Source organism: Bdellovibrio bacteriovorus str. Tiberius, assembly GCF_000317895.1.
Taxonomy (GTDB): Bacteria; Bdellovibrionota; Bdellovibrionia; order Bdellovibrionales; family Bdellovibrionaceae; genus Bdellovibrio; species Bdellovibrio bacteriovorus_F.
Genome location: NC_019567.1, coordinates 1,895,068 through 1,921,972 on the forward strand (window position 1 = coordinate 1,895,068; position 26,905 = coordinate 1,921,972).

Annotated in this window: 23 protein-coding genes; 10 read left to right on the top strand and 13 right to left on the bottom strand. The window is 50.5% G+C overall.

Translation table 11 applies throughout. The annotated features are described in order from the left end of the window. The first annotated feature begins 62 nt into the window (after positions 1-62). Complete coding sequence (locus BDT_RS09035) at positions 63-545, top strand: hypothetical protein (protein WP_235046324.1); 483 nt, start codon at positions 63-65, stop codon at positions 543-545. Here BDT_RS09035 and queG read toward each other — a convergent pair. After that, complete coding sequence (gene queG / locus BDT_RS09040; RefSeq protein ID WP_235046325.1) at positions 542-1,576, bottom strand: tRNA epoxyqueuosine(34) reductase QueG; 1,035 nt, start codon at positions 1,574-1,576, stop codon at positions 542-544. The two genes, BDT_RS09035 and queG, sit on opposite strands and share 4 nt — an antisense overlap. A gap of 72 nt (positions 1,577-1,648) precedes the next feature. On the opposite strand from queG, the gene BDT_RS09045 reads away from it, so the two are divergent. After that, a complete protein-coding gene (locus tag BDT_RS09045; protein ID WP_148278947.1) occupies positions 1,649-2,842 on the top strand; it encodes a CCA tRNA nucleotidyltransferase in 1,194 nt (397 codons plus the stop codon). After that, positions 2,843-3,445, top strand: coding sequence for an RDD family protein (locus BDT_RS09050; protein WP_015090936.1), 603 nt, complete (start codon positions 2,843-2,845; stop codon positions 3,443-3,445). Between the two features lie 8 nt (positions 3,446-3,453). Here BDT_RS09050 and BDT_RS09055 read toward each other — a convergent pair whose 3' ends face one another. Genes BDT_RS09055 through BDT_RS09065 form a run of 3 tightly spaced genes read right to left on the bottom strand, consistent with a single transcriptional unit; the run spans position 3,454 to position 5,789 of the window. Next, positions 3,454-4,845: an HD-GYP domain-containing protein gene (locus BDT_RS09055; RefSeq protein WP_015090937.1), complete on the bottom strand. Its 1,392-nt coding sequence runs from the start codon at positions 4,843-4,845 to the stop codon at positions 3,454-3,456. Continuing rightward, a complete protein-coding gene (locus tag BDT_RS09060; RefSeq protein ID WP_015090938.1) occupies positions 4,842-5,342 on the bottom strand; it encodes a chemotaxis protein CheX in 501 nt (166 codons plus the stop codon). Before BDT_RS09060 ends, BDT_RS09055 begins: the two co-directional genes overlap by 4 nt. A gap of 21 nt (positions 5,343-5,363) precedes the next feature. Beyond that, the gene (locus tag BDT_RS09065) at positions 5,364-5,789 is read right to left on the bottom strand and encodes a response regulator (protein ID WP_041577503.1); all 426 of its coding nucleotides are present in this window, start codon (positions 5,787-5,789) and stop codon (positions 5,364-5,366) included. Between the two features lie 209 nt (positions 5,790-5,998). On the opposite strand from BDT_RS09065, the gene BDT_RS09070 reads away from it, so the two are divergent. The 3 genes from BDT_RS09070 (at position 5,999) to BDT_RS09080 (ending at position 9,153) form a co-directional block, all read left to right on the top strand. Continuing rightward, on the top strand, positions 5,999-6,388 hold the full coding sequence (locus BDT_RS09070; protein ID WP_011164286.1) for a helix-turn-helix domain-containing protein: 390 nt from the start codon (positions 5,999-6,001) through the stop codon (positions 6,386-6,388). 121 nt (positions 6,389-6,509) lie between these two features. Beyond that, a complete protein-coding gene (locus BDT_RS09075; protein ID WP_015090940.1) occupies positions 6,510-6,941 on the top strand; it encodes an acyl-CoA thioesterase in 432 nt (143 codons plus the stop codon). 130 nt (positions 6,942-7,071) lie between these two features. Further along, on the top strand, positions 7,072-9,153 hold the full coding sequence (locus BDT_RS09080; protein WP_235046326.1) for a response regulator: 2,082 nt from the start codon (positions 7,072-7,074) through the stop codon (positions 9,151-9,153). Positions 9,154-9,155: 2 nt separating this feature from the next. On the opposite strand, the gene BDT_RS09085 is transcribed toward BDT_RS09080, so the two are convergent. From BDT_RS09085 to BDT_RS19510, 5 genes are all read right to left on the bottom strand, one after another. Beyond that, on the bottom strand, positions 9,156-9,566 hold the full coding sequence (locus BDT_RS09085) for a hypothetical protein (RefSeq protein ID WP_041577509.1): 411 nt from the start codon (positions 9,564-9,566) through the stop codon (positions 9,156-9,158). Beyond that, on the bottom strand, positions 9,554-10,621 hold the full coding sequence (locus BDT_RS09090; protein ID WP_015090943.1) for a hypothetical protein: 1,068 nt from the start codon (positions 10,619-10,621) through the stop codon (positions 9,554-9,556). The genes BDT_RS09085 and BDT_RS09090 overlap by 13 nt, the downstream gene beginning before the upstream one ends. A 190-nt stretch (positions 10,622-10,811) precedes the next feature. Then, complete coding sequence (gene hflX / locus BDT_RS09095) at positions 10,812-12,077, bottom strand: GTPase HflX (protein WP_011164291.1); 1,266 nt, start codon at positions 12,075-12,077, stop codon at positions 10,812-10,814. 61 nt (positions 12,078-12,138) lie between these two features. After that, positions 12,139-13,257 carry a chromate efflux transporter gene (chrA, locus tag BDT_RS09100; protein ID WP_041577511.1) on the bottom strand — a complete coding sequence of 373 codons (1,119 nt, stop codon included), beginning with the start codon at positions 13,255-13,257 and terminating at the stop codon, positions 12,139-12,141. After that, complete coding sequence (locus tag BDT_RS19510) at positions 13,244-15,586, bottom strand: NADP-dependent malic enzyme (protein ID WP_015090945.1); 2,343 nt, start codon at positions 15,584-15,586, stop codon at positions 13,244-13,246. The genes chrA and BDT_RS19510 overlap by 14 nt, the downstream gene beginning before the upstream one ends. Before the next feature lie 376 nt (positions 15,587-15,962). On the opposite strand from BDT_RS19510, the gene BDT_RS09110 reads away from it, so the two are divergent. Beyond that, the gene (locus BDT_RS09110; protein WP_015090946.1) at positions 15,963-17,306 is read left to right on the top strand and encodes a thiolase family protein; all 1,344 of its coding nucleotides are present in this window, start codon (positions 15,963-15,965) and stop codon (positions 17,304-17,306) included. A gap of 148 nt (positions 17,307-17,454) precedes the next feature. After that, positions 17,455-19,608, top strand: a complete 2,154-nt coding sequence (locus tag BDT_RS09115) for a 3-hydroxyacyl-CoA dehydrogenase NAD-binding domain-containing protein (protein WP_015090947.1) — start codon at positions 17,455-17,457, stop codon at positions 19,606-19,608. A 153-nt stretch (positions 19,609-19,761) separates the two neighbouring features. Here the strand turns inward: BDT_RS09115 and BDT_RS09120 are convergent, their stop codons facing one another. The 4 genes from BDT_RS09120 to BDT_RS09135 form a co-directional block, all read right to left on the bottom strand. Beyond that, the gene (locus BDT_RS09120) at positions 19,762-20,946 is read right to left on the bottom strand and encodes an NAD(P)/FAD-dependent oxidoreductase (RefSeq protein WP_015090948.1); all 1,185 of its coding nucleotides are present in this window, start codon (positions 20,944-20,946) and stop codon (positions 19,762-19,764) included. 8 nt (positions 20,947-20,954) lie between these two features. After that, complete coding sequence (locus BDT_RS09125; RefSeq protein ID WP_015090949.1) at positions 20,955-21,506, bottom strand: GNAT family N-acetyltransferase; 552 nt, start codon at positions 21,504-21,506, stop codon at positions 20,955-20,957. Positions 21,507-21,542: 36 nt separating this feature from the next. Beyond that, positions 21,543-21,746, bottom strand: a complete 204-nt coding sequence (locus tag BDT_RS09130; protein ID WP_015090950.1) for a CPXCG motif-containing cysteine-rich protein — start codon at positions 21,744-21,746, stop codon at positions 21,543-21,545. A gap of 72 nt (positions 21,747-21,818) precedes the next feature. Next, on the bottom strand, positions 21,819-23,177 hold the full coding sequence (locus tag BDT_RS09135) for a peptide MFS transporter (RefSeq protein WP_015090951.1): 1,359 nt from the start codon (positions 23,175-23,177) through the stop codon (positions 21,819-21,821). Positions 23,178-23,301: 124 nt separating this feature from the next. Here BDT_RS09135 and BDT_RS09140 point away from each other — a divergent pair, with 124 nt between their 5' ends. After that, positions 23,302-25,992 (top strand): zinc-dependent metalloprotease, encoded by a 2,691-nt coding sequence (locus BDT_RS09140; protein WP_015090952.1) that lies wholly within the window; start codon positions 23,302-23,304, stop codon positions 25,990-25,992. A gap of 232 nt (positions 25,993-26,224) precedes the next feature. Then, positions 26,225-26,899, top strand: coding sequence for a hypothetical protein (locus BDT_RS09145; protein ID WP_148278785.1), 675 nt, complete (start codon positions 26,225-26,227; stop codon positions 26,897-26,899). Positions 26,900-26,905 lie beyond the last annotated feature (6 nt).

Consider the following 26,905-nt stretch of genomic DNA (forward strand, 5'->3'; position numbering starts at 1 on the left):
TGTATCCTTCGATTGCTATCTTTGAGTGGATGTCGATTGATAAAGAAATTGTAGAAGATTTTGTGAACGAGTCAAAGTCCTTGATTGAAGAGTTGTTGGACCTTCTCGAAGGTATTGAAGGCGACTTTTCTCAAGTTCGTAAACTTGCGGATTATGGCAATAACGTCGATCGAATTATGGGTGGCGCCAAGAGTCTTGCCCTGATGGCACCACCTGAACATGCATTGCACATGATTTCGGACTATGCGGCTCTGTGTAAAGCTGTCGGTTACAAGGCGTCCCAGATCACTGGCAATGAACAGTTCTTTCATGTTTGTGTGGGTCTTTTGCTGGACGCCACAGAGACTTTGGAAACCCTGCTTGAAAATATCCACAAAGATTCAAGCTTCCTGCGGGAAACGATCCCTCAGGCCTTTATCGAAAGACTTCGCTGGGTTTCAAATCAGTTCAATGAATCCTACAGTGCCAGCGTTGATACCGGTATGGCGCCGTCGAAGATGAATCAGTTTGAAATTGATGACCTGTTGAAAAAACTGGGACTTTAGTTTCCCAGTTTCTCAAGGCTCCACAAAGCCAGTTCCCCTAGCTTTTCATGTTCGCTCAGTGCTTGGATTTCCGGGCGCAGCTCTTTCAAACCCCGGTTGACGGCAACAATCATGGCATTGCGTTTTAAACCGAATGATCCCGCCCGGGCCAGCGGTGTTCCCAGAAAATCCCGACTGATTTTTTTGCCGGAAGCCGACAGAATATAGCGCAGGTCCTCGATAAGCAGAGCTTCTTCCGATTCATTTAAGCTAAGACTTGTTTCGATGGAAAGCTGGCCTTTAAAGGCCTTCTGATTCCACGGGCACACGGTTTGGCACAGATCACAGCCAAAGAACCAATCGCCAATTTGCGAGCGCAGGCTTTCTTCCGGGATCTGGCGGGATTCAATAGTCAGATACGAGATGCATTTGCGTGCATCCATCTTGCGCGGCTCAATCAGCGCGCCGGTCGGGCAGATATCCAGACAGCGGGTGCAGGTGCCGCAGAAATCCGGCAAGGGTGCAAACTCGGTGTGAATTTTCAGGGATGTGTAGATCTCGCCAATGAAAAACAGGCTGCCTTCTTTCGGGTGGATCAGGCAGGTGTTCTTTCCCACCCAGCCAAGGCCGGCTTGTTTGGCAAGGTCCCGCTCCAGCACCGGGCTGCTGTCGGTGAAGGCCAGGAATTCTTCCTCGGGGAAAAGCTTTTGTAAATCTGTGCACAAAGACTTCATGCGATCCTTGAACCAGAAATGATAATCCATGCCTTGCGCATACAGGCTGACGCGGGCTTGTTTCAGCGGGAATTCAGATTTTTTCTCGGGATGGGGAAAGTAAGGCATGGCAAACACCAAAGCGCTCTGGGCCCGGGGCCATTTGCTTTGGGGGTTTTCCTTGATCTGGGCGTGCTCGGCCAGATAGGTCATGTCTCCGTGCAGTCCCTGGTCAATCCATTCCCGGTAGAAATCAAAGCTTAAGGGTTTGCTCAATGGCGCAAAACCGAAGTGGGAAAATCCCAGATCGGTCAAGGTTCCATCGATAAGAGATTTCATCTCCTGTGGCGTCACGCGAACAAACTCTTTCTTTCAGGCCTGTCTTTTTCTACACTCTAGGATGTGAATCAGGTGCAAAGTCTTATCGAATCTCATCCTCACTGGCCGGCTGTGGAGTCAATTTACCACAAGCTGCAGGCTCATGGCTATAAGGCCTTTTTGGCTGGCGGCTGCGTGCGCGACGCCCTGTTGGGCATTACCGCCAATGATTTGGATCTGGCGACGGATGCGACCCCCGAAAATGTTGAATCCCTGTTTAGTAAAACCGTCAATGTCGGCAAAAGTTTCGGGGTTATGCGCGTGATCGTGGAAGGCGCGGATATCGAGGTCGCCACCTTCCGCAATGACGGCACCTACAGTGACGGGCGCCGCCCGGAAAATGTGGTTTTCTCAAGTCCTGAAGAGGATGCCGAGCGCCGGGATTTCACGGTGAATGCTCTTTTTTATGATTTGACCACGCACCAGGTGCTGGATTTTGTCGAGGGCCAGAAAGATCTTAAAGCGCGCATCCTGCGCACCGTAGGGCAGGCCGAGCGTCGTTTTGAAGAGGACAATCTGCGCCTGCTGCGAGCAGCCCGTTTTTCCGCCCAGCTGAATTTTGAACTGGAACCGGCCAGCTTTGCCGCCGTGAAAAAAATGGCCCCTAAAGTGAAGTCTGTCAGTGGTGAACGCATTCGCGATGAAATGACCAAGCTGCTGAAAACAGAACACGCCAGTCGCGGTCTGCAGGTCATGAAAGACTCAGGCCTGATGAATGTGTTGTTCCCGTTTCGTCTGCGCAAAAATGAATGGGTGAAGAACCCGCTGGCCACCGAATCCTGGCAGCGTCTGGCGCTGTTTGTGCGCGGGGCTCAGGGGACGGAGCTTTCCCCGGTTTTGGATATGCTGAAGCTTTCCAGCCGGGATCGCCGGGCGATTGAGGATGCCTGGAAAATCTGGCAGGATCCGCAACTGGTGTTGAAGAACTCTTTGGGAAAACAGCTGCAGATGCTGGCCAAAGAGGGTGTTGTTTTTGCTTTAAGAATCTTACTGTCCGAAGCGGTTGAAAAAGCTGCCATTGAACTTTTGCTGGCGGAATGGAAAAGCTGGCAGGAAATGCTGCCTCGGCCGTTTTTAAACGGCGAGGACCTGAAGGGGCGTCTCAGTGGGCCGGCCATTGGGGTGTGCCTGGACAAGGCCTTTGAACAGCAGCTGGAACGCCAGCTGCAAAGCCGCGATGAAGCGCTGTTGTGGCTGAAAAAATATCTGGAAAGAGAGTCATCTTAAATGGAATCCGCATTTGTTCCCAGCACCTGGAGACGTTTTTTCGCCTATGGCATTGATCAGATTATCAGTCTGCCGTTTTACCTGCCATTTGCCGGGGTGTTTTTAAGACTGATCTTTACTGAAGATGACGTCATCGTGACGTTGTTGCAGCTGTTTTTGCTGTTTTTGATTCCTGCAGTGTATGAATTCGTCTTTCTGGTGATGATGCAGGCCACGCCAGGCAAATGGTTTATGGGGCTTAAAGTGGTTCCGGCCACAAACTATACCGAAAAGCTGCACTGGTCGCAGTGTCTGTTGCGCCCATTGACGGGGCGTTTGAGTTTCTTTTTCTCATGGGGAATTTATGCCCTGGCGTTTTTCCGCTATGATCGCACGCATCTGTGTGATTGGGCGGCGGAAACCCGTGTGGTGCAGGATAAGCCTCGCGCGACTCAAGCACGCATGCGCTGGGTGTTGGGACTGGTATTTGTGTGTCTTTATTCCTATGAAGGACTGGCTTCCGCCAAAATGATTCTGAAGTCCATTGACTGGTCCGAGCGTCAAGCCAACCTGCGTGAGGTGTTTGATCTTCAGGATTATATGGATGTGACGTTCGAAGATTAGATCGCTGATTAAGCGGCCGGTTTCCATTTCTTGAAAATGGTCGTGGTCATCAACAGATCGACGTTGCCGGATCCAGACAGGGCCTCGTCGCGCAGATCCTGAATCGCCTGGGTCGCTGTGCGGGCTTGCTTTCCACCTTCAGTCAAAGCGGTCATTTCATGGAAACGATAAGCAAACCCCAATAGTTTGCCAAACTCAGAAATATCCGCATTAATAAGCTTCTTAGGGAAGCCTGTGCCGGCGCCATTTTCACGGTGCTGGCCGATGGCATCGGAAATCTCCTGCGGCAGCGGTACTTTTTTAGCTTTCACCATGACCACCGAGCGCTCGGGGTACAGCTGATACTGGCTGATCTCTTCCGGGGTGTAGTCATTCACGGGTTTCGAACCCACGGTGACGGGCATCTGGGACAAGCCAATATTGTGCAGAAGGCCTGCGATGGCGGCAGTTTCGCGTTTGTCGGTACTCCAGCCCAGCAATTGGGCGAAATAAGCGGCGTATGCCGACAGACAGATGCAGTCATGGTAAAGGGTTCGCACATTGCCTGAGAAACGGAAGACCTCATCAAAGATCTCCTGCGGGGGAAGATCTTTGGTCAGTTCAAAGTCGGCAACGATGGATTTGCATTTATCAAGGATCACTTTGCCTTCGGAATAGTCCGTGGAAGCACCATTCAGGAACTGCGCCATGATTTCATAGATGACTTTTTTCGAGCGGTGGAATTTTTCTGTCATCGAGATCGGCAGGGGCATGTTGCGCATGCTCATCACCGTGCGGGCGTATTCAAAGAACGGTTTCATCTGGGTCTTTTTGATGTACATCTGCTGTTTTAAGGCATTGAACTTGTCCAGATGCTTTTGGTCGACGATGTCGCCGGATTTACGCATCATCACGGATCTGTGATTGGCGGGCAGGTGGACAAAGACATCAAAGTTGATGTTGGTTCCGGCGTCCATATCGCGCAGATCCACGGGCATTAGCGCTGTGATCGGGATCTGGTCGCCTTCCATTTCAATCGGGGCCAGTTGCAGAACCATGTCGGAAATGAATTCACGGTCGAAATTGATGTGCATGATTTCATTCGCACCGTTTTTCTTCACGACGGAGAAATCCAAAGGGGCGGCGGAGGAATGCAGAACGATGACCGGGCAGTCGGGATAGTTCATTTTGGTGGACTGCACCCATTCATTGGTCAGATTGGTGCCGTCCTGTCCGTCGACAAGGGCTAAAATAGGTTTGAAGTTTTCGGAAGTGCCGTGATCCAGGGCTTCGTCGATGGATTTGAAGTGCTTGAGCTGGTACGGATAGTAACCCTTCAGGATAGAGGTGATGGCTTCCCAGAAGGAGTCACGGGGACTCCCGATGAGAACATCAACCGTCTTTCCTGAAGTGGAACTCATTGCTGCACCGAAATCTCCACATAGAAAGTGGAGCCGTTCGTCAGGTTGAAGGGGATGACGAGTGTGGCACTTTTATCAGCGTGGGTGATCTTGAAATCACCGGAAATCACGGTTGGAATTGCCATCTCGAAGTTGTAACCCAGTTGATTCAGAGTTGTCTTGGCAGAACCGTAAATCATGTTGGTCATTTCACCAACGGCGTCCGACACATCACCATTGATGGAGGTGTGCTTTTCGCCCAGCATGTTCTCAAGAATGTGGAAGATACTGTCTTTGCCATAAGAGATCAGCAAAGTGCCTTTCAAAGGAGGCGCAACCATACCGACCATGCCGGCGATTTCCCCTTTAAGCACGAATTGCGGCTCAATGAAGGGCTTGCCAGGTGTTGCATCGGTCTGAGCGATGGTTTTCAGGGTCTTGATAACGCCTTCGACGAAAGCATTGATCAAGCGCTTGTCAAACAGGGGATTGATAGCTTCTTTTGGTGCTGCAGACATTTATTTCTCCAGATCCAGATCTTAGGAAGCTTTTGCTTGCGCAGAAGGGTTGTGTTTGGCCCAAACGCGTTCCATCTTGCCCTTCAGAGTGGCAGAGTTGAACGGTTTAACCACGTAGTCAGAAACGCCGGCTTTAGCGGCTTCCAGGATGTGCTTTTGCTCGGACTCTGCAGTCACCAGCATGAATGGCACAGACTTAGTGCGGGGATCGGCTTTGCAGGCCTTCAAAAGGTCGATACCCTGCATTCCGGGCATATTCCAGTCCGAAATGACAAAGCCGTAAGGCTGGCCTGCATCATGAGCGGCCTGGATCATCGGCAGGGCCGTTTTACCGTCATCAGCTTCCTCTACGTTGGTGTAGCCAAGCTCATTTAGCACTTTTTTAATGATTTTTCGCATAGTTGCGAAGTCATCAACGACCAAAAACTTCGTATTTGTGGGAAACATAATATCTCCTGAATGTTGGAAACTGTGTAAAATCCTCATGCTTATCGGTCTAGTTTTTTAAAACTAGAGTCCAAAGCTATTGCGAATTTCAGTTTTTGTTGTCAGACTTTATTACAGGTGGTCGAGGCTACTTTTGGACATGAGTCCTGGGTGGCGTTGAAGGTTTAGACGGATTTAAAAACAAAAACAATTAGCGGGAGGGAGCAAGGATGCTCAGAGATGTCCTGATTCAAAAAGGTCTTTCAAATAGAGAGGCAGAAGTTGCTGAACTTGTGTCTAAAGGCTTGTCCAACAAGGAAGTTGCGAACCAGCTTTTTGTAACTGAGAAAACAGTTAAATTTCACCTCACAAACATCTACAAAAAAATGAATGTGAAGTCTCGTGCACAGTTGATCGTATGGTGCTTGCCTCACCTGGGCTTCGTTGAAACTGAAGTTCGCGCTGAGAACAACAACCAAGCAGCTGCTGCAACTGCATTCAATAACAATGCAACACAAACGATCCCAGCTGGATCTGCGACTGTTGCAGGTACTACAACTCTACCAGGTAGCGGTTTGAACCGTGGCGGTAACTCCGATATTGGTATGGGCGGCATCTAATCTTTATTGATTAGATTGGTTCTAAGGCGCAGGATGTGGAGACACAGACCTGCGCTTTGTTTTTTCAGAAAGGGGCTGCATCTTGGCTGCTTCAAAACCCGTCTCATCATCTCAAGTGGTAATGACTCAATTGGTTCTTCCTTCCCATACCAACTCTTTGGGAAGTGTCTTTGGCGGAACGATCATGTCCTGGATCGATATCTGCGCCGCGATCTGCTCACAACGACATTGTAACAAGGAAACCGTCACGGCCAGTATTGACCGTTTGGATTTCGTGGCACCTGTTTACAAGGGCTGGGTGGTAAATCTGAAGGCCAGCGTGAACTACACTTCCAGAACGTCAATGGAAGTCGGGGTTCGTGTGGATGCAGAAAATCCAAAAACCGGAGAGTCCTTCCATACGGCTTCTGCGTATCTGACTTTTGTGGCTTTGGGCTCTATGGGAAAACCAACAGAAGTTCCGGGCTTGGTGCTGGAATCCGACGAAGACAAACGCCGTTTCGAACAGGCGAAAAAACGTCGCGAGATTCGCCTGCAGAATAAAACCAGATAATTTTTGTTTTTCATTTTCTATTATTGCTCATGTTCGTTGTTAGATTACATTTGCTAATCAACAGCGAACTGCCGAGTGCGTCTGCTTAAAAATCTCTTTGAAATGTTCGGGCCCTGGGTTAGAAAATACTGTGGGGTCAGAATATCCGGTTAATCCATTTGGCGAATACGCAAACATCAGTTTCATGGTTAAGGCCACGTTGGGCTTCGATTGGTCCAAAACTGAACTTGGCCCCATTGAAAATTGGGATTCCGGCCTTATCAATTCTTTGCGCATAGTATTTAGTTGTCCCGTGGGGATGTACTGCACTTGGGGACCCGAGCGTCGGGTCTTTTACAACGATGCCTATGCTCCGATTTTAAAACATCGTCATCCGCGGGCATTGGGGTCGCCTCTTCGTGAAGTGTGGCCTGAGGTTTGGGATCAGGTGGATGCCATTGCCAGCACTGTTGAATCCGGCGGTGTCGTCCTTGAGTCTGACGTGCAGTTCGACATCGAAGTCGATGGCAAGCCTCAGGGCAATTACTACACCTACGGAAATTCGCCACTGTTTGATTCCGCAGGAAAAATTTCAGGAATGTTGTGCACAATTCTGGATACGACAGTTTCCGTAACAAGAAATCAAGCAGCCGAAGAAAGTCTGGCCAGATCCAATCAAGAGGTCCGCGCTGAGCGCCGAAAACTGCGTTCTATCCTGGAAAAAGCCCCGATTGCCATGGCGGTTCTGGACGGGCCCGAGCACCGTTTTGCAATGGTGAATGATTCTTACCGGGAACTTTTTCTGGGGGACTGTGATGTGTCCGGGCAAAGAATGAAAGATGTTTTTCCAAAAACGGAAGATATCGGATTGATTGCGCAACTGGATGACATTTATCGAACAGGAAAGGTTTTCGAAGCCAGAAATTTTGAAGTTCGTGATCGCCGGGCCGACGGAGTGGAATTTTCTGTCTTTGTTGATGTGGTCTATCAGCCGATTTATGATTTTAACGACGAAATCGAAGGTCTTGTTCTTGCCGCCAATAACGTCACTGAACAGGTGATGGCAGAGCGTGCTTTGCAGTCAGCCAAAGAGGCCGCTGAAAATGCCAATCAGGCGAAATCAGCGTTTCTGGCCAATATGTCTCATGAAATCCGCACTCCTTTGGGGGTTATTCTGGGCTTCTCGGAAATCATCGGCACACAGGATCTGGATGAAGAGGATCGTAAAAAATACTTCGAAATCATTCATCGCAATGGCATGTCGCTGACTCGAATCATTGATGACATTCTGGATCTTTCCAAAATCGAAGCGGGCAAGTTTGAAATCGAAAACAAACCGGTCCGACTGAAAAAACTTCTTCAGGAAGTTCTGACCATGTTCTTTGATCAGGCTTCGCGAAAAAGTATTTATCTGAATTATGATTTGGCCGAGATCGGCAATCTGGTGATTTTGTCGGATGTCGTTCGCATTCGTCAGGTGCTGGTGAATCTTATCGGGAATGCGATCAAATTCACGCTGAAGGGTTCGGTAAAGGTTTCCTGCCGGGCTGAGCAGGTGAATGGTGTGCGCAAAAGAATAACCTTCAGTATCGAAGACACCGGTATCGGTATGACGACAGAGCAGGCGGATCGTCTGTTCCAGCCGTTCACTCAAGCTGACGCCACCTCAACCCGCCGCTTTGGCGGGACCGGATTGGGACTGGCGCTTTCCCGAAATCTGGCCCGAGCCCTCGGGGGGGATGTCAGAATTGCTCACTGCGAACCTCATAGGGGATGCACGTTTGAGTTTTCCTTTGAGGCCGAGGACGCCAGTCCCGGTGCCGCCACGGTTTTGGAAGGTGTCGAGGTCGAGACTGAAAATCCTTTGGCGGGTGTGCGAGTTCTGGCTGTGGATGATTCGGCGGACAACCGCGAGCTTATCAGTAAAATCCTCAGCAATGCGGGGCTGGATGTGACTGAAGCTGAAAGCGGTGAAGAAGCTTTGAATCAGGCCTTTAAGTCGCGTTATGATCTGGTTCTGATGGACATTCAGATGCCGGGATTGGATGGGTTTAGCACGCTGTCCGGGCTTCGCAAGCAGGGTTTTCAGGGGCCGATTATCGCCCTGACTGCACACGCAATGCGGGAAGATCGTGATCGGGCCTTTGCGGCTGGATTTGCAGATCACCTGACAAAGCCGATCAATTCAAAGCTTTTGCTTCAATCGATTCAGTCGCACCTGCGTTTGGCTTAAAGTTATTTACAAAGAAGTTCAATCCAGCGAAGGGCTTCCTTCGCGTTCGGACTGGTCGGGGCCTCGTCGGGCTGATTGTCGCCAGACAGGACATCCTGCTTTTTTCGAGCACAGTCCTTCTTGGTTTTTTCTTTTAATTTCGCCAGTTCAAATGCGGGTTCTAAAGTATAGAACAGACGCGCGACGTCCTGCTCTTTTTCGTCGCCTTCAGCGGGGTTGGACTTTTCATACTGATCCAAAGTGGCTTCAAATGATTTTTCCAAGGTCTTTAAAACAGAACTTTTTTTCTGAAAAGTGGTTTCCTTCGAGGCTTTTTCAAATGCAGTCTGTGACTCTTTGAAAAAGTCTTCGGTGTTTTTAAGTGTTGCTGCCTGGGCGGTCAGCAGGGTTAGGGCCAATGCTATTTTAAACATGTGTCGCCCTTTTTGTCGGCCGGGGTGTGAGGCACGCCGGGTTTGTATTCATCCAGCAGCTCATTCATTTTTACTTCGGTCTGACGAACATAGGAATTGTTTTTGATGATTTTGGAAACGGCCTCACCCGGAGCTGTCGTGTTGGACAGGCGCAGCTTTCGGATCAATGCTTTGGCTTCGGCAGGGCCTTGCGGTCCATAGGCCACCAGGGTCAGATAGTTCAGCACGTCCTGATTCGCGGCCAGTTTCCCTGCGCGGGAGGCAAGGGCGGGTTTCACAATGCTGTCGCGCACATGCACGTAATATCCGAGGGAATAAATCAGGTTGCGAGCGACACCTTTGCCGGGACTGACCCAGGTGCAATAGTTCTTGGGATTGCCGGGGCGGGGTGGTGGATTCACCAGATCATCTTTCATGATTTCACGGAAGGGTTTGCAGGCCGGGTTCTGGCTCTTCATCAAAGTTTCCAGAATGTTGCGACCATTGCCTTCAATGAATTCTCCGTCTTCTTTCCAGCCCGCCAGTTCTTTCACCGGATTGGAGGTCAGCTGGCCCATGCCGACGCCGCCGTTATAGGCGATGTAAAAGTTAAAGGCGGTTTCGTTGTTGATTTTTTTAAGAATGAAACGGGGGTCGATCGGCATGCGATCGGAAGACATGCAGTTCAGGGCCTGATTCAAAGAATACTCGATAAAGTCCACGGTGGAAGAATTCAGGCAAGGCGCTGATTTTCCGGCGTTTTCAAACTTCTTCGGAGTGTCTTTCAAGCAGCTGTAGCCCTGATTGCCGACCTCGCGTTGCAGGGAAGCTTCGATGCATTCGCGGCGGATGGCTTTGACATTGCTTTGGGCTTTGGTGACCTTGGCGATGTCCTTGGTGGTTTTCTTCAGGGATTTAAAGCGGTCTTCCAGTTCGCAGGCCACGACGTAGCCGGCTTTTTGGGACGCTTCAAAGTTGCTATAGGCAAAAGCCTGAGTCAGCGGATCCGTGGCCTGAACCAGAGACTGATTGACCTCGAGGTTTGAGACCCCTTTTTTGCCGGACTTGTCGTTCACACATTGAGGGCCATCGGCCGCAGCATGGAACGCAACAACGCATGAAAAGGCGACTATAAATAGTTGAATGCAAAGGTGTCTCACCAAAGGCTTATCGGACAGATTGTGGAAGAGATGAGCTTAAAAGACAAAACATCAGGACGATGGTCCTGAGGTTTTCTGAGGTCATTCCATTTTTGTGTTCCGGAAGCTATTTAACAAGATAGTCCTTCCAGCGATTGATCAGGGTCGGAGTCAGCTGCGTATAACAAACGGTGCCTTCGGTGGCGGTTTCTTTGCGCAGGATCTGTGCTTCGCGGCCCAAATCAAAGATCTTGTATTCTTCAGCGCGTGGGAAGTACAGCTGCACATCCTGCTGCATTTCGCTCACAGTCTGGGCCATCAGTTTTTTAAGTTGTTCCATGCCCTGGCCAGTCAGTGCGCTGACGAACACGCGAGGATAAGCCTTCACTCGGAATTGTCGCTCCAAAGGTGCGACATCACACTTGTTAAAGACGTGGATGATCTTTTTATCCTGCCAGTTGAACTCTTTAATCAAAGCTTCAACCACCTCGATTTGTCTTTCCATGTTTGGGGAAGACAGATCCACCACGTGCAAAAGCACGTCGGCTTCAGAAGATTCTTCAAGTGTTGCTTTAAAGGCCTCAATCAATTGAGTGGGCAATTTACGGATGAATCCCACGGTGTCAGTCACGACAGCAGGGGGTGCATCCGGCAGGAAGATCTTGCGGGTTGTAGGATCCAGAGTCGCAAAGACCTGGTTTTTCGTCATCACCTGAGCGCCGGTCAGGCGGTTTAGAATCGAGCTTTTTCCGGAGTTGGTGTAGCCCACCAACGCGAAAGAAGGGATTTCGTGACGACGACGGGATTGTCTGTGCTGCGCACGGTTTTGGCGCACACTTTCAAGTTTTTTCTTAATAAGGGCCACACGCTCACGGATGCGACGACGGTCGTTTTCCAAAGCGGTTTCACCCGGGCCTCGGGTTCCGATACCACCACCCTGACGGGAAAGTGAATCAAGCCAGGCGCCGACGTTCCGGGGCATTTGATCCAGAAGTTGTGCAAGTTCCACTTGAAGTTTTCCTTCAAAGGTCTGCGCACGCTGGGCAAAGATATCCAGAATCAGCTGATTGCGATCGATCACGCGGGCTTTCACGATCTGCTGCAAGTTTCGTTGCTGCACTCCGGAAAGCTGGTGGTCCATCACTACAATCGTGGCTCCGCTGTCGCGAACCATCTCAGCCACTTCCTCAACTTTACCGGTGCCGATCAAGGTCGCCGGGTTCCATTGCGGAAGAACCTGAATGATAGAGCCTACGACTTCGCCGCCAGCGGCAGAAACCAGCTCTTCAAGTTCCAACAGATTTTCTTTGATTTCAGTAAGGGGCTCGGTCTTAAGGCCGACACCAATGACGATCGCTCTATCCTGGTCTTTGACTTGGGCTTGATTATTCAATCAGGAAAACCCTCCCTTAGTCTTAATTTTAGCACGGTCAGGGGTGGGCACAAAGTTAAATTTACAGAAGCAAAGTCAGGATTCCGCCAGCAAGAATCAAGGCCGCGCTGGGCAGGCGTCGGCGCAGCAAAACCAGACTAACCAAAAAGAGTCCCCATGACAGGGGGGTGATTAATGAGTCCCGCCCCAGTTGTACCAGGGTTGAAAACAGCAATCCCACGGAAACCGCCACAACTCCTTGCAGGAATTGTTTCAGAGTTTCGGAATTCTTCATCCATTGATAGGCCGGAATGCTAAGCGCGACAAAGATGAAAGCCGGCAGAAATATCCCGATGGTCGCAATCAGGGCGCCAGTGGGGCCCTGTAACAGATAGCCAATGAAGCTTGCTGTGGTAAAAACGGGGCCGGGGGTGAACTGGCCAACGGCAATGGCGTCCATCAGTTGGGTTTCGGTAAGCCAGCTGCGTTTTTCAATCAATTCACTTTTCAGAAAACTAAGCAGAACATAACCACTGCCGAATAAGACGGAGCCCACTTTGAAAAACACCCAGAAAAGGGCGCCCGCATTCCAAAGGCGGGTGTTGGTTTTTAAAAGAGGCAACGCCAGAATTCCCCCTGCCAGCAGCAAAGGAATTTCTGCCATCCCTGATGAATGCAGCAAGGCTGAGGTCACTACCAGCAACAACAGAAACAGGGCAGACGGGGATCTTAGTGAACGAAGGCTTTCCGCATTGAGCGAACTGACTTTTAAAAGACTCAGCAGAAATCTTGAAGCGGCCTGAAGAATCACCGCCAGCACTACGGCTTTGACTCCCATTAGAAAGCTTTCCATTTGCGGAAGTTTTGCATAATGCACATAAAAGGCGGCAATCAGAGTGACGATCAGGAACGCGGGCAGAATAAAGCAGATACCCGCCACACCCAGGCCTTTCCAGCCGGCACGGCGATAGCCAATGTGAATCGCAAGTTCTGTAGAATTGGGACCGGGGATCAGATTGGACAAAGCCAGAAGTTCCAGAAACTCAGGACCGGTAATCCACCGGCGGCGATGGACAAATTCATCTTCCATCAGTGAAATGTGTGCGGCGGGGCCACCAAAAGAGGTGGCTCCCAGTTTAAGAAAAATCCAGGCAAGCTCCCAAAGGGACCCTTGAAAGCGTTCCGGATTACTTTTTGCCACGGGCTTTCAAAGCATCCTTGATGAACTGTGCTTCTAAAGCCGTGAACACCACGGAATTCACGATGCCATCGACAGTCGTGGTTCTTTGCAGAACGTTGGCAGAACGGCGTATGCCCGTCAGGAATGGCCCGATCACTTCCGCTTTGCCGATTTGTTGAATCAGCTTGTAAGCGATGTTGGAGGATTCCAGATTTGGGAAGACCAGCACGTTTGCGCCACCCTTAAGGCCCGAGAACGGGAACAGGCGTTCCATGATCTCTGGATTCACAGCCGTATCGGCCTGCATGTCACCTTCGATCATCAGATCCGGGCGCAAAGAGCGGGCGATTTCGGCCGCTTTTTTCATCTTGCGAGGAGTGCCGTCGGCACCGCTGAAGTTGGAATAGCTCAGCATCGCCACGCGAGGCTCGATACCGAAGTACTCAACAATCTTTGCTGCTTGCAGGGCGATTTGCGCGCACTGTTCAGCCGTCGGGTTGAAGTTTACGGTCGTGTCAGCCAATACCAGGAATTTATCCTCAAGCAGGACAAAGTTCAGACCCGCAGGAATGCCTTCTTTGTAAGTGCCGATAGTTTGCAGGATCGGTCGAACCGCATCCGCATAGTTGATGGAAGATCCGCTGACCATGCCGTCAGCTTCACCCTGATTTACCATCATCGCCGCGAAGTAATTCGGATCCGCCATCAGGCGCTCGGCTTCACCCAGGTTGATGCCCTTGCGCTGGCGCAGGGAATACAGCTTTTCAACAAAGCTGAAATACTTCGGATGAGAAGACGGGTGGACGATCTGTACATCGTTCAAAAGCGGAATATCCAAAGCTTTGATTTTTTCTTTCACGCGCTCTGGGTAACCCAGCAAAATCGGCTGGCAGATTCTTTCTTCAACCAAAGTTGCCAAAGCTTTCAAAACCTTGGTGCTGGTGCCTTCCGGGAAGACAATGCGGGGTAATTCGCCGCCGTTGGCTTCAGAATTCTGGTGCACGCGGTTGATCGCTGAACGGATGAAGACTTTGGACGGGCCCTGTTGGGCTTCCAGGGATTCACGGTATTGATCCCAGTCTTCGATTGCACGAGTCGCCACGCCGGATTTCATCGCAGCTTTCGCCACTTCCGGTGCCACCCACAGCAACACACGGGTGTCGAATGGTTTCGGGATCAGGTAATCGCGACCGAATTTGAAGCTTTTTCCTCCGTAAGTGGCCGAAACTTTATCCGGCACATCCATACGGGCCAGCTTCGCCAATGCATGAACTGCTGCCAGTTTCATGTCTTCGTTGATTTGGGTGGAGCGTGTATCCAAAGCCCCGCGGAAGATGGACGGGAAGCCCAGAACGTTGTTCACCTGGTTCGGATAGTCAGAGCGACCCGTGGCGATAATAGCATCCGGACGAGCTGCGCGAGCTTTGTCCGGAGTGATTTCCGGCTCTGGGTTGGCCATGGCAAAGATGATAGGGTCTTTAGCCATGTCCTTCAGCATTTCAGGGGTCAAAGCACCCGCCACAGAAAGGCCGACAAAGACATCCGCACCACGCAGGGCTTCAGTCAATGTGCGCGCTTCGGTTTCTGATGCGAAGTATTCTTTGTACTTGTTCATGCCGGCGGTGCGGCCTTTGTAGATAACACCTTGAGAATCGCACATGATGATGTTTTCACGGCGAGCACCCAACGCGATAAAGATCTTCGCGCAAGAGTTTGCAGATGCCCCCGCGCCATTCACGACGATGCGAACTGTTTCCATTTTACGGTTGGTGATAGAGCACGCATTCAATAATGCGGCACCGGACACAATCGCAGTTCCGTGCTGGTCATCGTGGAAGACCGGGATGTTCATTTCTTTTTTCAGGCGTTCTTCGATTTCAAAGCACTCGGGTGCTTTGATGTCTTCAAGGTTGATACCGCCGAAGGTTGGTTCCAGAACGCGAACCGCATTACAGAACACGTCCACATCGGTTGCTGCAACTTCGATGTCAAAAACGTCAATACCGGCAAATTGTTTGAACAAGATGCCTTTACCTTCCATCACCGGCTTGCCTGCTGCAGGGCCGATGTTTCCCAAACCCAGTACCGCAGTACCGTTAGAGATCACCGCCACCAGATTGCCTTTGGCAGTGTAATCGTAAACTTTTGCCGGATCCTTCGCGATGGCTTTACAAGGTGCTGCCACTCCCGGAGAGTACGCCAAAGAAAGATCTTTTTCCGTAGCACATGGCTTGGAAGAAATGACTTCGATTTTGCCCGGTTTGCCTTGCTGGTGGTACAGCAGGGCTTCTTGGTCGAAGTTCGTCGTGCCTGTTTTAGACTCGGGTTTGGTTTCGGTTTTGTTGTCCAAGGATTCTCCTTTGGTGTTGCAGTTTTTGGGCTCCCGAAGCCAGGGATTTTACGACCCATTTCAATGGGTTAGAGGGAGTCCAGTTACAAGTGCCATTACTCTACCGAGGGGGGTGAGGTGGGTCAATGAATGGGGGACTTGGCGCGCTGAGCCTTTGAGGCAAAAAATATTTCTCCGAGCGAAAACTGCTCACTTTTAGAGCAATATTTCTAGTAATTGCGGAAAATCCGCGATCTGTGGGCATTTGCTGTTCCTAGACCAAAATCCTCGAGTGTTCGATACTTCGGGGGGAGATCCAGAACAGCCTTTTACTATTTGGTGGAACTGCCGAAAAGACATATCATTTTAATGGTTTATACAACTAAGGAGACTGTTCATGAAATCACCACGTGATGTTGTTCTTGTAGAAGGTGTTCGCACTCCCTTCGCGAAAGCAGGAACAAAACTTAAAAAAGTACACCCGGCTGAATTGGGTAAAGTCGCTCTGAAACAAGTTATCGCCCAGACAAATCTGGATGTGAACCTTGTTGATGAAGTGATCATCGGGAACACTGGAAATCCTCCGGACTCTGTGAATATCTCGCGCGTGGTGGCATTGAACGCTGGCATTCCTTTGAAAACATCTGCATACACAGTTCACAGAAACTGTGCGTCTGCACTTGAGTCCATCTCCAATGGTTTTGAAAAAATCAAATCCGGCACCATGGATGTGATCCTTGCGGGCGGGACTGAAAACATGTCCCAGATGCCGACGCTGCCGCCGAAAAAGTTCCAGGAAATTTACGAAAAACTTTTCGCTGCGAAAGGACCGAAACAAGCATTGCCGCTGTTGTGGTCTTTGTTCAAAGCAGACGTGAAACAGATCAAAGCTTTGTTGTCCGGTAACATGCGTGATGAATACTTCCCGGTGATTTCCGTGATGATGGGTCTGACAGATCCTTTTGTCGGTATCAACATGGGGCAAACAGCCGAGATCCTGGCAAAAGAGTGGGGTCTGTCCCGTGAAACTCAAGACAGATTCGCTCTGCGCTCGCACCAGTTGGCTTCCAAAGCCATGAAAGAGGGCCGCATGCGTGAAGAGATCGCGCCGGTTTACCTGGCTCCTGAATACAAAGAAGTGATCAGCGATGACATCGGTCCGCGTGATACGCAAACAATGGAAGCCCTGGCGAAGCTGAAGCCGTTCTTTGATAAGGCGACAGGTTCCATCACGGCCGGGAATTCATGCCCGATCACAGATGGCGCGGCGATGGTGCTTATGATGTCCCGTGAAAAAGCCGAAGCCCTGGGTTACAAGCCACTGGCAACAATCCGTTCTTACGGTTTTGCGGGTCTTGAACCAGAGCGCATGGGCTTGGGCCCGGTTTATTCCACTCCGGTGGCGTTGAAGCGTGCGGGTCTTTCCATGAAAGATATCGGCCTGGTTGAATTGAACGAAGCTTTCGCGGCTCAGGTTCTTTCCTGCCAAAAGGCATTTGATTCTGACAAATTCGGTCAGGAAAAATTGGGATTGTCTTCCAAGATTGGTGAAATCCGTGATGATATTCTGAATGTCAACGGCGGAGCCATCGCACTTGGTCACCCAGTGGGCGCAACCGGCACCCGTATCGTTCTGACTTTGGCCAAAGAAATGAAACGCAGAAACACCCAGTTTGGTCTGGCGACTTTGTGTATCGGTGGTGGCCAAGGGGGATCCATGATCCTTGAGAACGAGGGCTAAAAGAAGCTCTCGGTACCGAAGCCCTTGGGACAGAGCCCGGCTCTATCCCAAGGGCTTCGGAGTGCTTCTTTTGCAAAGTTCGCAAGGACTGATGTTTGGTGTTTTAGATTTAGAATGTTTTTAGATTTGCAACTTAGGAGTTTTCAGAATGTCTATTCAGGAAAGTATTAAAATTGTTCCTCAGGGTGAGGTTGCTGTTGTTGAGTTTGATCTGGTGGGGGAGAAAGTTAATAAGTTCTCTACGCCGGTGATGATGCGCCTTAAGGAAGTTGTTGAGGAGTTGAAGAAGTCCTCGTACAAGGCTGTTATTTTTAAATCCAACAAACCCAAGATCTTTATTGCGGGTGCGGATATTGAAGAAATCAAAAGCATGACCAAGGCTGAAGAATTTGAAGCTGCGGTGAAGGGTGGTCAGGAAGTTATCAGTATGGTTGAAGACCTGCCGATGCCGACGATTGCTGCTGTCAATGGGGCTTGTATGGGCGGGGGTTGTGAATTCATCCTGGCTTGTGATTACCGTATTGCTTCTGAGGATTCTTCCACGAAAATTGGTTTGCCGGAAATTCAACTGGGCATCCTGCCTGGTTTTGGTGGTTGTATTCGTCTGCCTCGCGTGATTGGTTTGCAGGCGGCTTTGGATATTATCCTGGCTGGTAAGTCTGTGAATTCCAAAAAGGCTTTGAAACTTGGTCTGGTGGATAAAGTTGTTCACGCGAACCTGCTTGAGTCCTTCTCTTTGAAATGGGCGAAAGAAATCATCGCGGATGGCGCTAAGAAACGTCGTAAAACATTCAAGCCACAAGGGGCTGTGAATGTGATTCTGGAAAGCGCTTTGGGTCGCAGCATTGTCTTTAAGAAAGCCCGTGAGGGTGTGTTGAAGGCGACGAAGGGTCATTATCCAGCACCTTTGCAGGCGTTGGAAGTGATTCAGAAAACTTATGGTATGTCTGATCGCGATGCGGCTTTGCGTGTAGAGCGTGAAGGCTTCTGCAAGCTGGGTGTGACTGATATTTCCAAAAACCTGATCCACGTTTTCTATTTGACCGAGATGGTGAAAAAACAAAACGGTGTGACGGGTGTGGATGTAAAGCCACGCGATGTGAAAGGTCTTGGTGTTTTGGGTGCTGGCACCATGGGTGGCGGTATTGCTTACGTGGCGGCAGACAAGGGCATTCAGGTTCGCATGAAGGACTTGAACACCGATGCGCTGGGTAAGGGTTTGAAGCACGCCAGCGATCTTTGGATGAAACTTGTGAAAAGAAAATCCATCGACAAGTATCAGTTCCAGCAAAAAATGGATCTGGTGTCTGTTTCCACTGATTACGCAGGTTTCAAAAATCTGGATGTTGTCGTTGAAGCCATCGTTGAAGACATGGGTGTTAAGCAAAAAGTTATAGGTGAGTGCGCAGGTCAAATGCGTCCTGACGCCATTATCGCGACCAACACCAGCTCCCTGTCTGTGACTGAAATGGCCAAAGGTCATCCACGTCCGGAGTATTTCGCGGGTATGCACTTCTTCAATCCGGTGAATAAAATGCCATTGATCGAAGTCATCCGTGGTGAAAAGACTTCTGACGAAACAATTGCAACTATTTACGAGCTGTCCAAAAAAATGGGCAAGATGCCAGTGGTGGTAAAAGACGGTCCGGGCTTCCTGGTGAATCGTTTGCTTTTGCCTTACATGGGCGAAGCGGCGTTCTTGCTTCAGGAAGGCATGAGCATCGAATTCGTCGACAAGGTTTACGTGAAAGAATTCGGTATGCCGATGGGTCCATTTGAATTGATGGATGAAGTTGGTTTGGATGTTTGTTTGAAGGTTCTTAAAATCTTCAAAAAAGCCTTCGGCGAGCGTATCGAGCTGGCGGCTTGTATGGAAGCTCTGGGGAATTCCGGTCGCCTGGGTCGTAAGAACGGCAAGGGGTTCTATACATACGGTGAAGACGGTAAGCGTGGCGCTGTGGATCAGACTGTGTATGCAGCTTTGGGTCTGGGTCAGCCGACCAATCCATACGATGGCAAAGAGTGCATCGAGCGTGGTGTCTTTGCGATGATCAATGAGTGCTCTTTGGCGCTGGTTGAAGATCGTATCGTGGAAACTCCGCACGAAGTGGATCTGGCGATGATCATGGGTACGGGCTTCCCGCCGTTCCGTGGTGGTCTGATGAAGTACACCGACAGCATTGGCACTCAGTATGTGGCCGACCAGCTGGCGATGTACGCTTCCAGCCGCAAAGCAGCTCGCCTGAAACCGGCGACTCCGCTAACGAACATGGCAAAATCAAACAGCAAGTTCTACAAATAGTTTTTTAGTATTTTTGTAAGCAACAGCTGTTGGTTTTTTATTCGACAGCTAAGCTGGTTTTCAAAAAAAAAGCCTTCAACAATGTTGGGGGCTTTTTTATTTCTATTCATGATTTCTGCACGCCGCCATCGCTACGGCGGCGGAAAGCGTCAACTATCCCGTGATTTGATCCTGAAATCGAGATAATTGTAAATGCGCCGGAATCTGTTTGCCGGAAAGACTTTCTGCCAGCACGCGGGCAGCGTGGAAGCTTAATCCCATGCCGTGTCCAGAGCATCCCGCCATCACATGCAGACCCTGACGGTTGGGAACTTCGCCAATCATCATTTGTCCATCCGGGGAATAACCCATAATGCCGGACCACTGATAGGCAATGCGCGCGTCTTTGCCGTGTTTAAAGTGACTGCGCACAAAATCAATCAAAGCTTGCTGAATCAGCGGAGTGGTCGCATCGGCCCAGGTGTTTTCGGTTTCAACCGATAGATTTCTAAACCCACCAATCAACAGGTGTCCCGACGGCAGTTGGCGGAAATAACAAAGATGCTTCGTCAGGTAGCACGGTCCTTTTACGAACGCTGGCAGGGGTTCTGTGACCAGAATCTGTCCACGGCCAGCGCGAATAAGGTTTGCGAACTCGGGCGCCACCAGGGGCAAATAGGCATTCAAAGTCAATAGCACTTTCGGTGCGCTGAACAGGCCTCGGTCCGTTTGCAGGACATGGCCTTGAGCTTCGTGAACCACCGAAAACACTTCTGTGCTTTCAAAGATTTCAGCCTTCAAACGAGCACGCAGTTTTTCAAGCAGCTTTACCGGGTGCACATAACCATCCCCCGTGTACTGAATGCCGCCTTCAAAGCCCGTCACCCCATAGTCGCGTTCCATATCTTCCGGGCCCACTTCCAAAACATCTATACCGACGGAGCGCATGATTTGCGCGGCTTTCTGGTATTTTTCCCAGTGCGCGGCGCTCGGTGCGACGGTGCAGGATCCTGTGTGGCGGAAGTCCACAGCATCCAGATCCTTGCCGATGATTTCGTCTAAAAGCAGTCGGCGGTTTTCTTCAGAAAACTTCCAGATCTCGGCGGCTTTTTCCAGGCCGAATTGTTCCTGCAGTTTCATGAAATGTTCCGTCGATCCGCAGGTCACAAAGCCCGCGTTGCGGCCCGAGGCCCCGAAAGCCACGCGATGTTTTTCAAGGATTGCGATCTTCAGGGACGGGTTTTCTTTTTCCAGCCAGTAGGCGGTGGACAGCCCGGCAATGCCGGCGCCGACGATGACGACATCAAATTGTTTTCTTTTTTGCGAAGCGGATTGGTCAAGCCACAGCGAGATACTCATAAAAGTCCTTAAAGATACTTGATCATTTCTTCGGCCGTGCAACGGCAGGGTTTTCCATCGCGGATGCAGGTGTAATCGACATCAATCCAGTAATTCGGGTGCGTCGCCACACTTGTAAAACCGTATTTCGTCAGATAGCGGATGGAAGAATTGTTCGGGGATTCTTTCCAGGCGTGGGTGATCACGGCTTTCGCGCCCAGTTTGCGGAAGCATTCCAAGGCCGCATCAGAAAGTTTCGGCCCCCAGCCGCCACCCTGAACTTCCGGCGCAATGAAAAGACTTTGAAAATAGGCGGCACTTTCCAAGGGCACATTCCAAAGCTCCGGATGCAGTTTTGAGCCTTTGCCTTTGCTCCACGCGCCGGGAGGATAAGCCAGACGGAAGCCTTTGATATGGTTCTGATCATCGATCAAAACAAAGGAACACATCACGCCTTGGGATTGGGATTTATTGAAGCAGTCTTGCAGTTCGCTTTCGGAAAAGTAGCCCATGCCGATCGTCGAATCGGTAAAAGCTTTCACCAGAGGCAGGTCGGTCAGTTCCAGCGGGCGCAGTTTCATGCCCTCATAAACTCATATCCCGAAAACGGGGTCAAGTTATATGGGCATTTCGTCATAGCCATCGCCGCGGCCGACGTTCAGGGAAAAGCGACGGTGTTCCTGATCCCAGTGCGCCTGAATGGCGATAGGGTGGCAGCACACTTCGCAGTCATAGATAAACTCCTGATCGTCGCCGTCCTCATGGTAAAGGGTCATCGCAAATTTTTCCCGGCAATGCGGGCAGATGACTTTATAGTCCATAGGGCCTTCTTTCTGCTTTCATTGTCTGAAATCTGAATGAACAAGCAAAGAAGGCCTGCTAAGAAACAGCGCTTAAGTCTCTTTTCCCAGGGCTTGAGTCAGGAATTTATGGCAGGCAAAGAACATAACTCCGGGGATCAGACTTAAGACTGCCAAGAGCAGCCAGAACTGGTCTTTCCCCATGGTCTCATAGAACATGCCCACGTAACCTGCGACGTAGTTTCCGAAGAAGGCCGCCAGGAACCACACACCCATCATCATCGATACAATTTTGGCCGGGGAAACTTTCGTCACCACCGACAGACCGATCGGTGAAATGTAAAGCTCTGCCATAGTCAGCAGGAAGGTCGAACCCAACAGCCACATCACAGATCCTTGGCCGCCGCCCACGATTTTTGCCGCGAAGTACATGACCACCAAGGCCACCGCACCCAGCACACAACCGAGGGCCATCTTGGTGACCGTGGAAGGAGCCTTGCCATACTTAGCCTGCCATGCCCAGAAACGGTCCAATAGCGGCGCAAACAGAATGATGATAAGAGGGTTGAAGCTTTGATACCACGTGGAAGGAATCTCCCATCCGAAGAAGTTCCAGTCGGTCTGCTGATCCGCCCACAATTGCATGGTGTTACCCTGCTGTTCGTAAACCCCCCAGAAGAAGATCGTGACCATGCACAGGACCGTCAGGGCGATGGTGCGGGTCCATTCTTCGCGGGTCATCGGTTTGTGCGCGACAGCTTCGACTTCCCTGATGGATTTTTTGTGTTCAGTTTCAGGCAGGTGTTTGCCGCCGAAGTGATAGATCGCCAGGGATAAAAGCATGCCCACGCCCGCAGCGCCAAAGCCCCAGTGCCAGCCGACTTTTTGCCCCAGAGTTCCGCAAATCAGTGGCGACATAATCGCCCCCAGATTGATACCCATATAGAAAATCGTGTAAGCCCCGTCGCGGCGGTTGTCACCTTGAGCGTAAAGGCCGCCCACTTGGGTCGAGATGTTGGGTTTAAAGAAGCCGTTCCCCACGATCAGGAAAAGCAAGGCCGGGAAGAACAGGCTTTCCACCGCCATCAGGAAGTGGCCGATGGCCATCAAAAAGCCGCCGACATACACCGAACGGCGCTGGCCGATGAAGCGATCGGCGATAATTCCGCCGAAAAAGGGTGTAAAATAAACAAGGCCCGTGTACAGCCCGTAAATTTGTGAGGACATGGCCTGCACGGACATTTCGCCATAGAAGTATCCCAGGAAGGATTTAAGGGCCGAAAAGCCCCAAATTTCTTTGCCGTGCTGAGCTTCCAGGAACAGGTACTGAGTCATGTAAAGCACCAGAAGCACTCTCATGCCGTAATATGAGAATCTTTCCCACATCTCAGTGAAGAAGAGTGTAAAAAGTCCTCGTGGATGCCCCATGAAGGTGGTGGAATCTGCGGCCATGAAACTCCTGTCAATGTAATGAACATTGCAATTTTCTTTTTTTCAGAACTCTTTTGATCTTGGCAATACTTTGGCATAAATGCACTGAAATTAAATGCATCAGAAATTTCAGAGGGGGCCATTCATGGCGGTTAAAAAGAACATCCTGGTTGTGGGCGCATTGCTTTCTTCGACGCTTCTTTCGGCGTGCACCCAGTTCGAGGCAAAGCCGCTGGATCAAATCATCCAGGCCAAGCAGGCTCCTGCAAACTCTCTGAGTACCTTCAGCAATCCGGCTGACATCCCGGCAAATGCCGCGTGCAAACAGGCTTCCTGTGTCACCATTCAAAAAAGCTCTTTGGGGAAGATCTTCCTGCTGATGGCTTCTGGTATCACTTCCGGAATGACGCCACAGTGGTACGACCTGAAACCTTTGGTGGTGAGCTTTGAAAAATCCGGCAACCGCCTGGCTTTGATCGGCGAAAACTACAACAGCATCTATTCTGAAATCCGCACCGTGAATCTGATCCAGAGCTTCGAAGTGATTTCTGAAGACGCAAATTCCATCACGTTCGACTGGGGACAGGGGCTTAAGAGTTTTGTCCTTCAGCGTTCCTATGACGTGGATGCCCCTCGCGGAAATGTGGATCTGACCGACAGCTCCTTGGCGTCTTTGCCGGTGATTGATTCTTTTGTGACTGGAATCAAGTTTGATGAAAAGAACATCGAGCTGAATCAGTTGTCCAAGATCCGCAGCGACAATATCAAAGTCGGTTCTGACAAGTCCCTGAATCACGAACCGCGTGAAGAAACTCTGAATATGAACATTCAGATTCGCGCCTATGATCTTTCCAAGAACTTCAAGGCCAAAGAATACGACAGCTCCCGCCGGGTGGGTTTCTTCGTTACCAAATACCGTAAGCTTGGCTACAGCAAGGAAATGACGAACCTGATCACCAAGTGGGATATTTCCCCGGAAAAAGGCCCGATCAAGGTGCGTGTTTCAGAAGCGGTTCCAGAAGACTATCTGACAGCTGTGACTGAAGGCGCGCTTTACTGGAATAAAGTTTTTGGCCGTGATGTGATCCAGGTGGTGACGGGTGTTCCTGTGGATGCCAAGCCGGAAGATCGCAGCATCATCGTGCGCTGGATTCCCTGGCTTGATTCCGGTGCGGCCTATGCAATTGGTCAGTCAGATCCTTTGACGGGCGAGCTTTTGCGCGCTCAGGTGTTTATGCCTTCCGTGTTCACCTCTGTGGGCTCTGCCGATCTGGTGAAGCTGAACGGTGATGTGCCGGTGGTGGCTGCAGGTGCGATTGCCTGTGACTTGACCCCGTCATTGCTGGCCCTGAATAAGATTGCCCGTGAAGCGGGGGATTCTCAGCGTCTAAGACTGGCTCAGGACAGTGTGCGTGCCACGGTGGCGCACGAACTGGGGCATGCTTTGGGGATGCGCCATAACTTCGCGGGTTCTTCTTCCGCGAAAGTATCCACTCAGGAAATTTACGAATCAGCCAAGACTTATTTGCGTGATCCAAATCACCAGGGTCTGGAAACATCCACCAGTATCATGGACTATGTCAGCGGTATTGATGACATCCTGATGTCGGGCCGTATCAAGTATGCGGCGCTTTCTTATGACAAGATGGCGATGGACTGGGCTTATTCTGACAACAACACGGCTTTGGATGAAAAAATCAGCCGTTATTGCACGGATGATGATATCGCCGTGGCGAATTCTCAAGGTTTGCAGATCTATGGTTGCGAGCGTTTTGATGCTGGTAACAACCCATTGCTGCGTAAGTATCTGGATGCGGTGGATGAGCGTGATGATCTGGTGAAGGTTCTGTTTGCCTCCATCATTGGTCGTTTGTACCCGGCTGATCAGCCGGGCGTGGTTCGTAATCTGGAAACGGTATTGGCGGACACTGTAAAATGGGGTCGTGCGAATATTGATCTGTCTTTTGTTTCTCAGGTTCTTTTTGACAGTACAAAGGCGGGGCAGCCGGCAGCAAGCTTTGCTTCTTTGACGGCAGTGAAAACCGGCAAGATCATGTATGCACGTCTGGGTCTTGATGAACAGCTGATGAAAGAGCGTGCGGCATCCTTGAAAGAAGTCGGCGGCTATGCGGCGATGCTGAATGGTTTGATGCGCGATAAAAACGGCAACATCAACATGAAATGGCTGGATCAGCAGATTGAAGAGCTGAAAGCGGCCCCGTACCTGGCTGGTGGTAAAACTTTGGGTGGTCGTGAGTATGTTCTGACCGAGGCCCAACAAAGAAAGATCCTGAAGTTCATGGACAGCCTCCGTCCGGTGAATGACAAGATTTTGTTGGCTGGTGGCGCGACCTTGTTGCCGAAATTGAACGAAGCCGTGGAAGATGCCAATGGCGCTAAATCCATCGTGACCTCTTTGCTGGGTCAGAACCTGTTGGATGAAGCGGAAGCAGAGTCCCTGACGGCGTTGTATCTGGATCTGGCGCAGGCAGCGACGGGGACAGTGGTGGTGAAAGTGGGCCCGGGCCTTGCTAAAGAAGTGACCTTGCCCTATTCCTGGTTGAAGGCGGATGAAAAGGCTTACTTCGGGAAGTTATTGTCTTCTCAGGGGCTGCGCTTTGATATGACTTTGCGTGTGGCGAAAGCCCGCTCTGAACAGCTGCAAAAGATCGCGGGCTTGTTATCTGAGATTGATCCATCTTTGGATCCGGTGACTGAGCCGAACCTGACCGCTTTGCCATTGCGTCTTTTGACCGGAGGTTTGGTGGATGCCGCAGCGGCGGCTTGGTTGAAGGCTGAAATTGAAGTTCTGACAGCTTTGAGCAAGATTCAATAGCATCTATATATAGAGCACGTTTTGATGAAAAGGCCGGCTTTGCACCGGCCTTTTTTATTTGTCTCAAAGCGAGACGGGAATCAGTGACTGTCGAAAGTTTTTGCGCCTGCGTCCCTGAAATGGCGCCCTTGGCATCTTCGTATCAGCGCGAAACGAAAAAGGGGTGCCAGATCGATTATAGGTATGGCACGACTGGTCCGCCTCTTGCCTTAGGGATATGCAGGAGGCGATTATGACAAACTCTATCTTTAAAAATAAAATGCTGGGTGTGTTGCTGCTGGCGGTTCTTTCCCTCAGTGCATGTGCCAAGAAGGATAGCAGCTCTGTTCGCGTCGCAGGCCGCACAACCAACACAGGAACAACTTCCGGTGGCGGTGTCAGCCAGGGTGGAACGACAACAAGTGGTACTTGCGGTACTTCCTCTGCCGGTAAAATCTTTGATCAGTATGCTTCCCCTCAATTTGAAACTCAGGTGAAGAACTTTGTTTCTGCTACTTTGGACCCACAATCATTGGGCACGGTGAGCGGCAACATCAATGACAGAACCGGTGTGGATCTTTTTGCAACCTTCAAATTCGACAGCGCGGGCAGCCTGATTCCGGCTGAATCCAACATGTTGATCAAGATCTTCGATTCTTATGCGAATCAGGTTTATCAGGGGCAAGTGATCCAGCCTTACTCTGTGTCTTTCTCTCAGGCTTCTGAGGGCATGATTGATCGCAATACGCGTCAATTCCAGGTTAAATTCAGAGACGGTTATGGTGAAATCATCTTCCAAGGTGCTTACGATAACAGCATCGCCGAAGGCACTGTTTACTACCAGAACTATACAGCGGTTTCCGGTTATCAGCCAGCCAGCGGTACTCTGGGTAACTTCCGCATGTATGCCTGCTCCTTGATCAAATAAGCGCCG

Bases quoted from the DNA above. Each gene is read 5' to 3' on its own strand.
- queG (WP_235046325.1), bottom strand. From the start codon at position 1,576: ATGAAATCTCTTATCGATGGAACCTTGACCGATCTGGGATTTTCCCAC.
- BDT_RS09050 (WP_015090936.1), top strand. From the start codon at position 2,843: ATGGAATCCGCATTTGTTCCCAGCACCTGGAGACGTTTTTTCGCCTAT.
- BDT_RS09055 (WP_015090937.1), bottom strand. From the start codon at position 4,845: ATGAGTTCCACTTCAGGAAAGACGGTTGATGTTCTCATCGGGAGTCCC.
- BDT_RS09060 (WP_015090938.1), bottom strand. From the start codon at position 5,342: ATGTCTGCAGCACCAAAAGAAGCTATCAATCCCCTGTTTGACAAGCGC.
- BDT_RS09065 (WP_041577503.1), bottom strand. From the start codon at position 5,789: ATGTTTCCCACAAATACGAAGTTTTTGGTCGTTGATGACTTCGCAACT.
- BDT_RS09070 (WP_011164286.1), top strand. From the start codon at position 5,999: ATGCTCAGAGATGTCCTGATTCAAAAAGGTCTTTCAAATAGAGAGGCA.
- BDT_RS09075 (WP_015090940.1), top strand. From the start codon at position 6,510: ATGACTCAATTGGTTCTTCCTTCCCATACCAACTCTTTGGGAAGTGTC.
- BDT_RS09085 (WP_041577509.1), bottom strand. From the start codon at position 9,566: ATGTTTAAAATAGCATTGGCCCTAACCCTGCTGACCGCCCAGGCAGCA.
- BDT_RS09110 (WP_015090946.1), top strand. From the start codon at position 15,963: ATGAAATCACCACGTGATGTTGTTCTTGTAGAAGGTGTTCGCACTCCC.
- BDT_RS09115 (WP_015090947.1), top strand. From the start codon at position 17,455: ATGTCTATTCAGGAAAGTATTAAAATTGTTCCTCAGGGTGAGGTTGCT.
- BDT_RS09120 (WP_015090948.1), bottom strand. From the start codon at position 20,946: ATGAGTATCTCGCTGTGGCTTGACCAATCCGCTTCGCAAAAAAGAAAA.
- BDT_RS09125 (WP_015090949.1), bottom strand. From the start codon at position 21,506: ATGAAACTGCGCCCGCTGGAACTGACCGACCTGCCTCTGGTGAAAGCT.
- BDT_RS09130 (WP_015090950.1), bottom strand. From the start codon at position 21,746: ATGGACTATAAAGTCATCTGCCCGCATTGCCGGGAAAAATTTGCGATG.
- BDT_RS09135 (WP_015090951.1), bottom strand. From the start codon at position 23,177: ATGGCCGCAGATTCCACCACCTTCATGGGGCATCCACGAGGACTTTTT.
- BDT_RS09140 (WP_015090952.1), top strand. From the start codon at position 23,302: ATGGCGGTTAAAAAGAACATCCTGGTTGTGGGCGCATTGCTTTCTTCG.
- BDT_RS09145 (WP_148278785.1), top strand. From the start codon at position 26,225: ATGACAAACTCTATCTTTAAAAATAAAATGCTGGGTGTGTTGCTGCTG.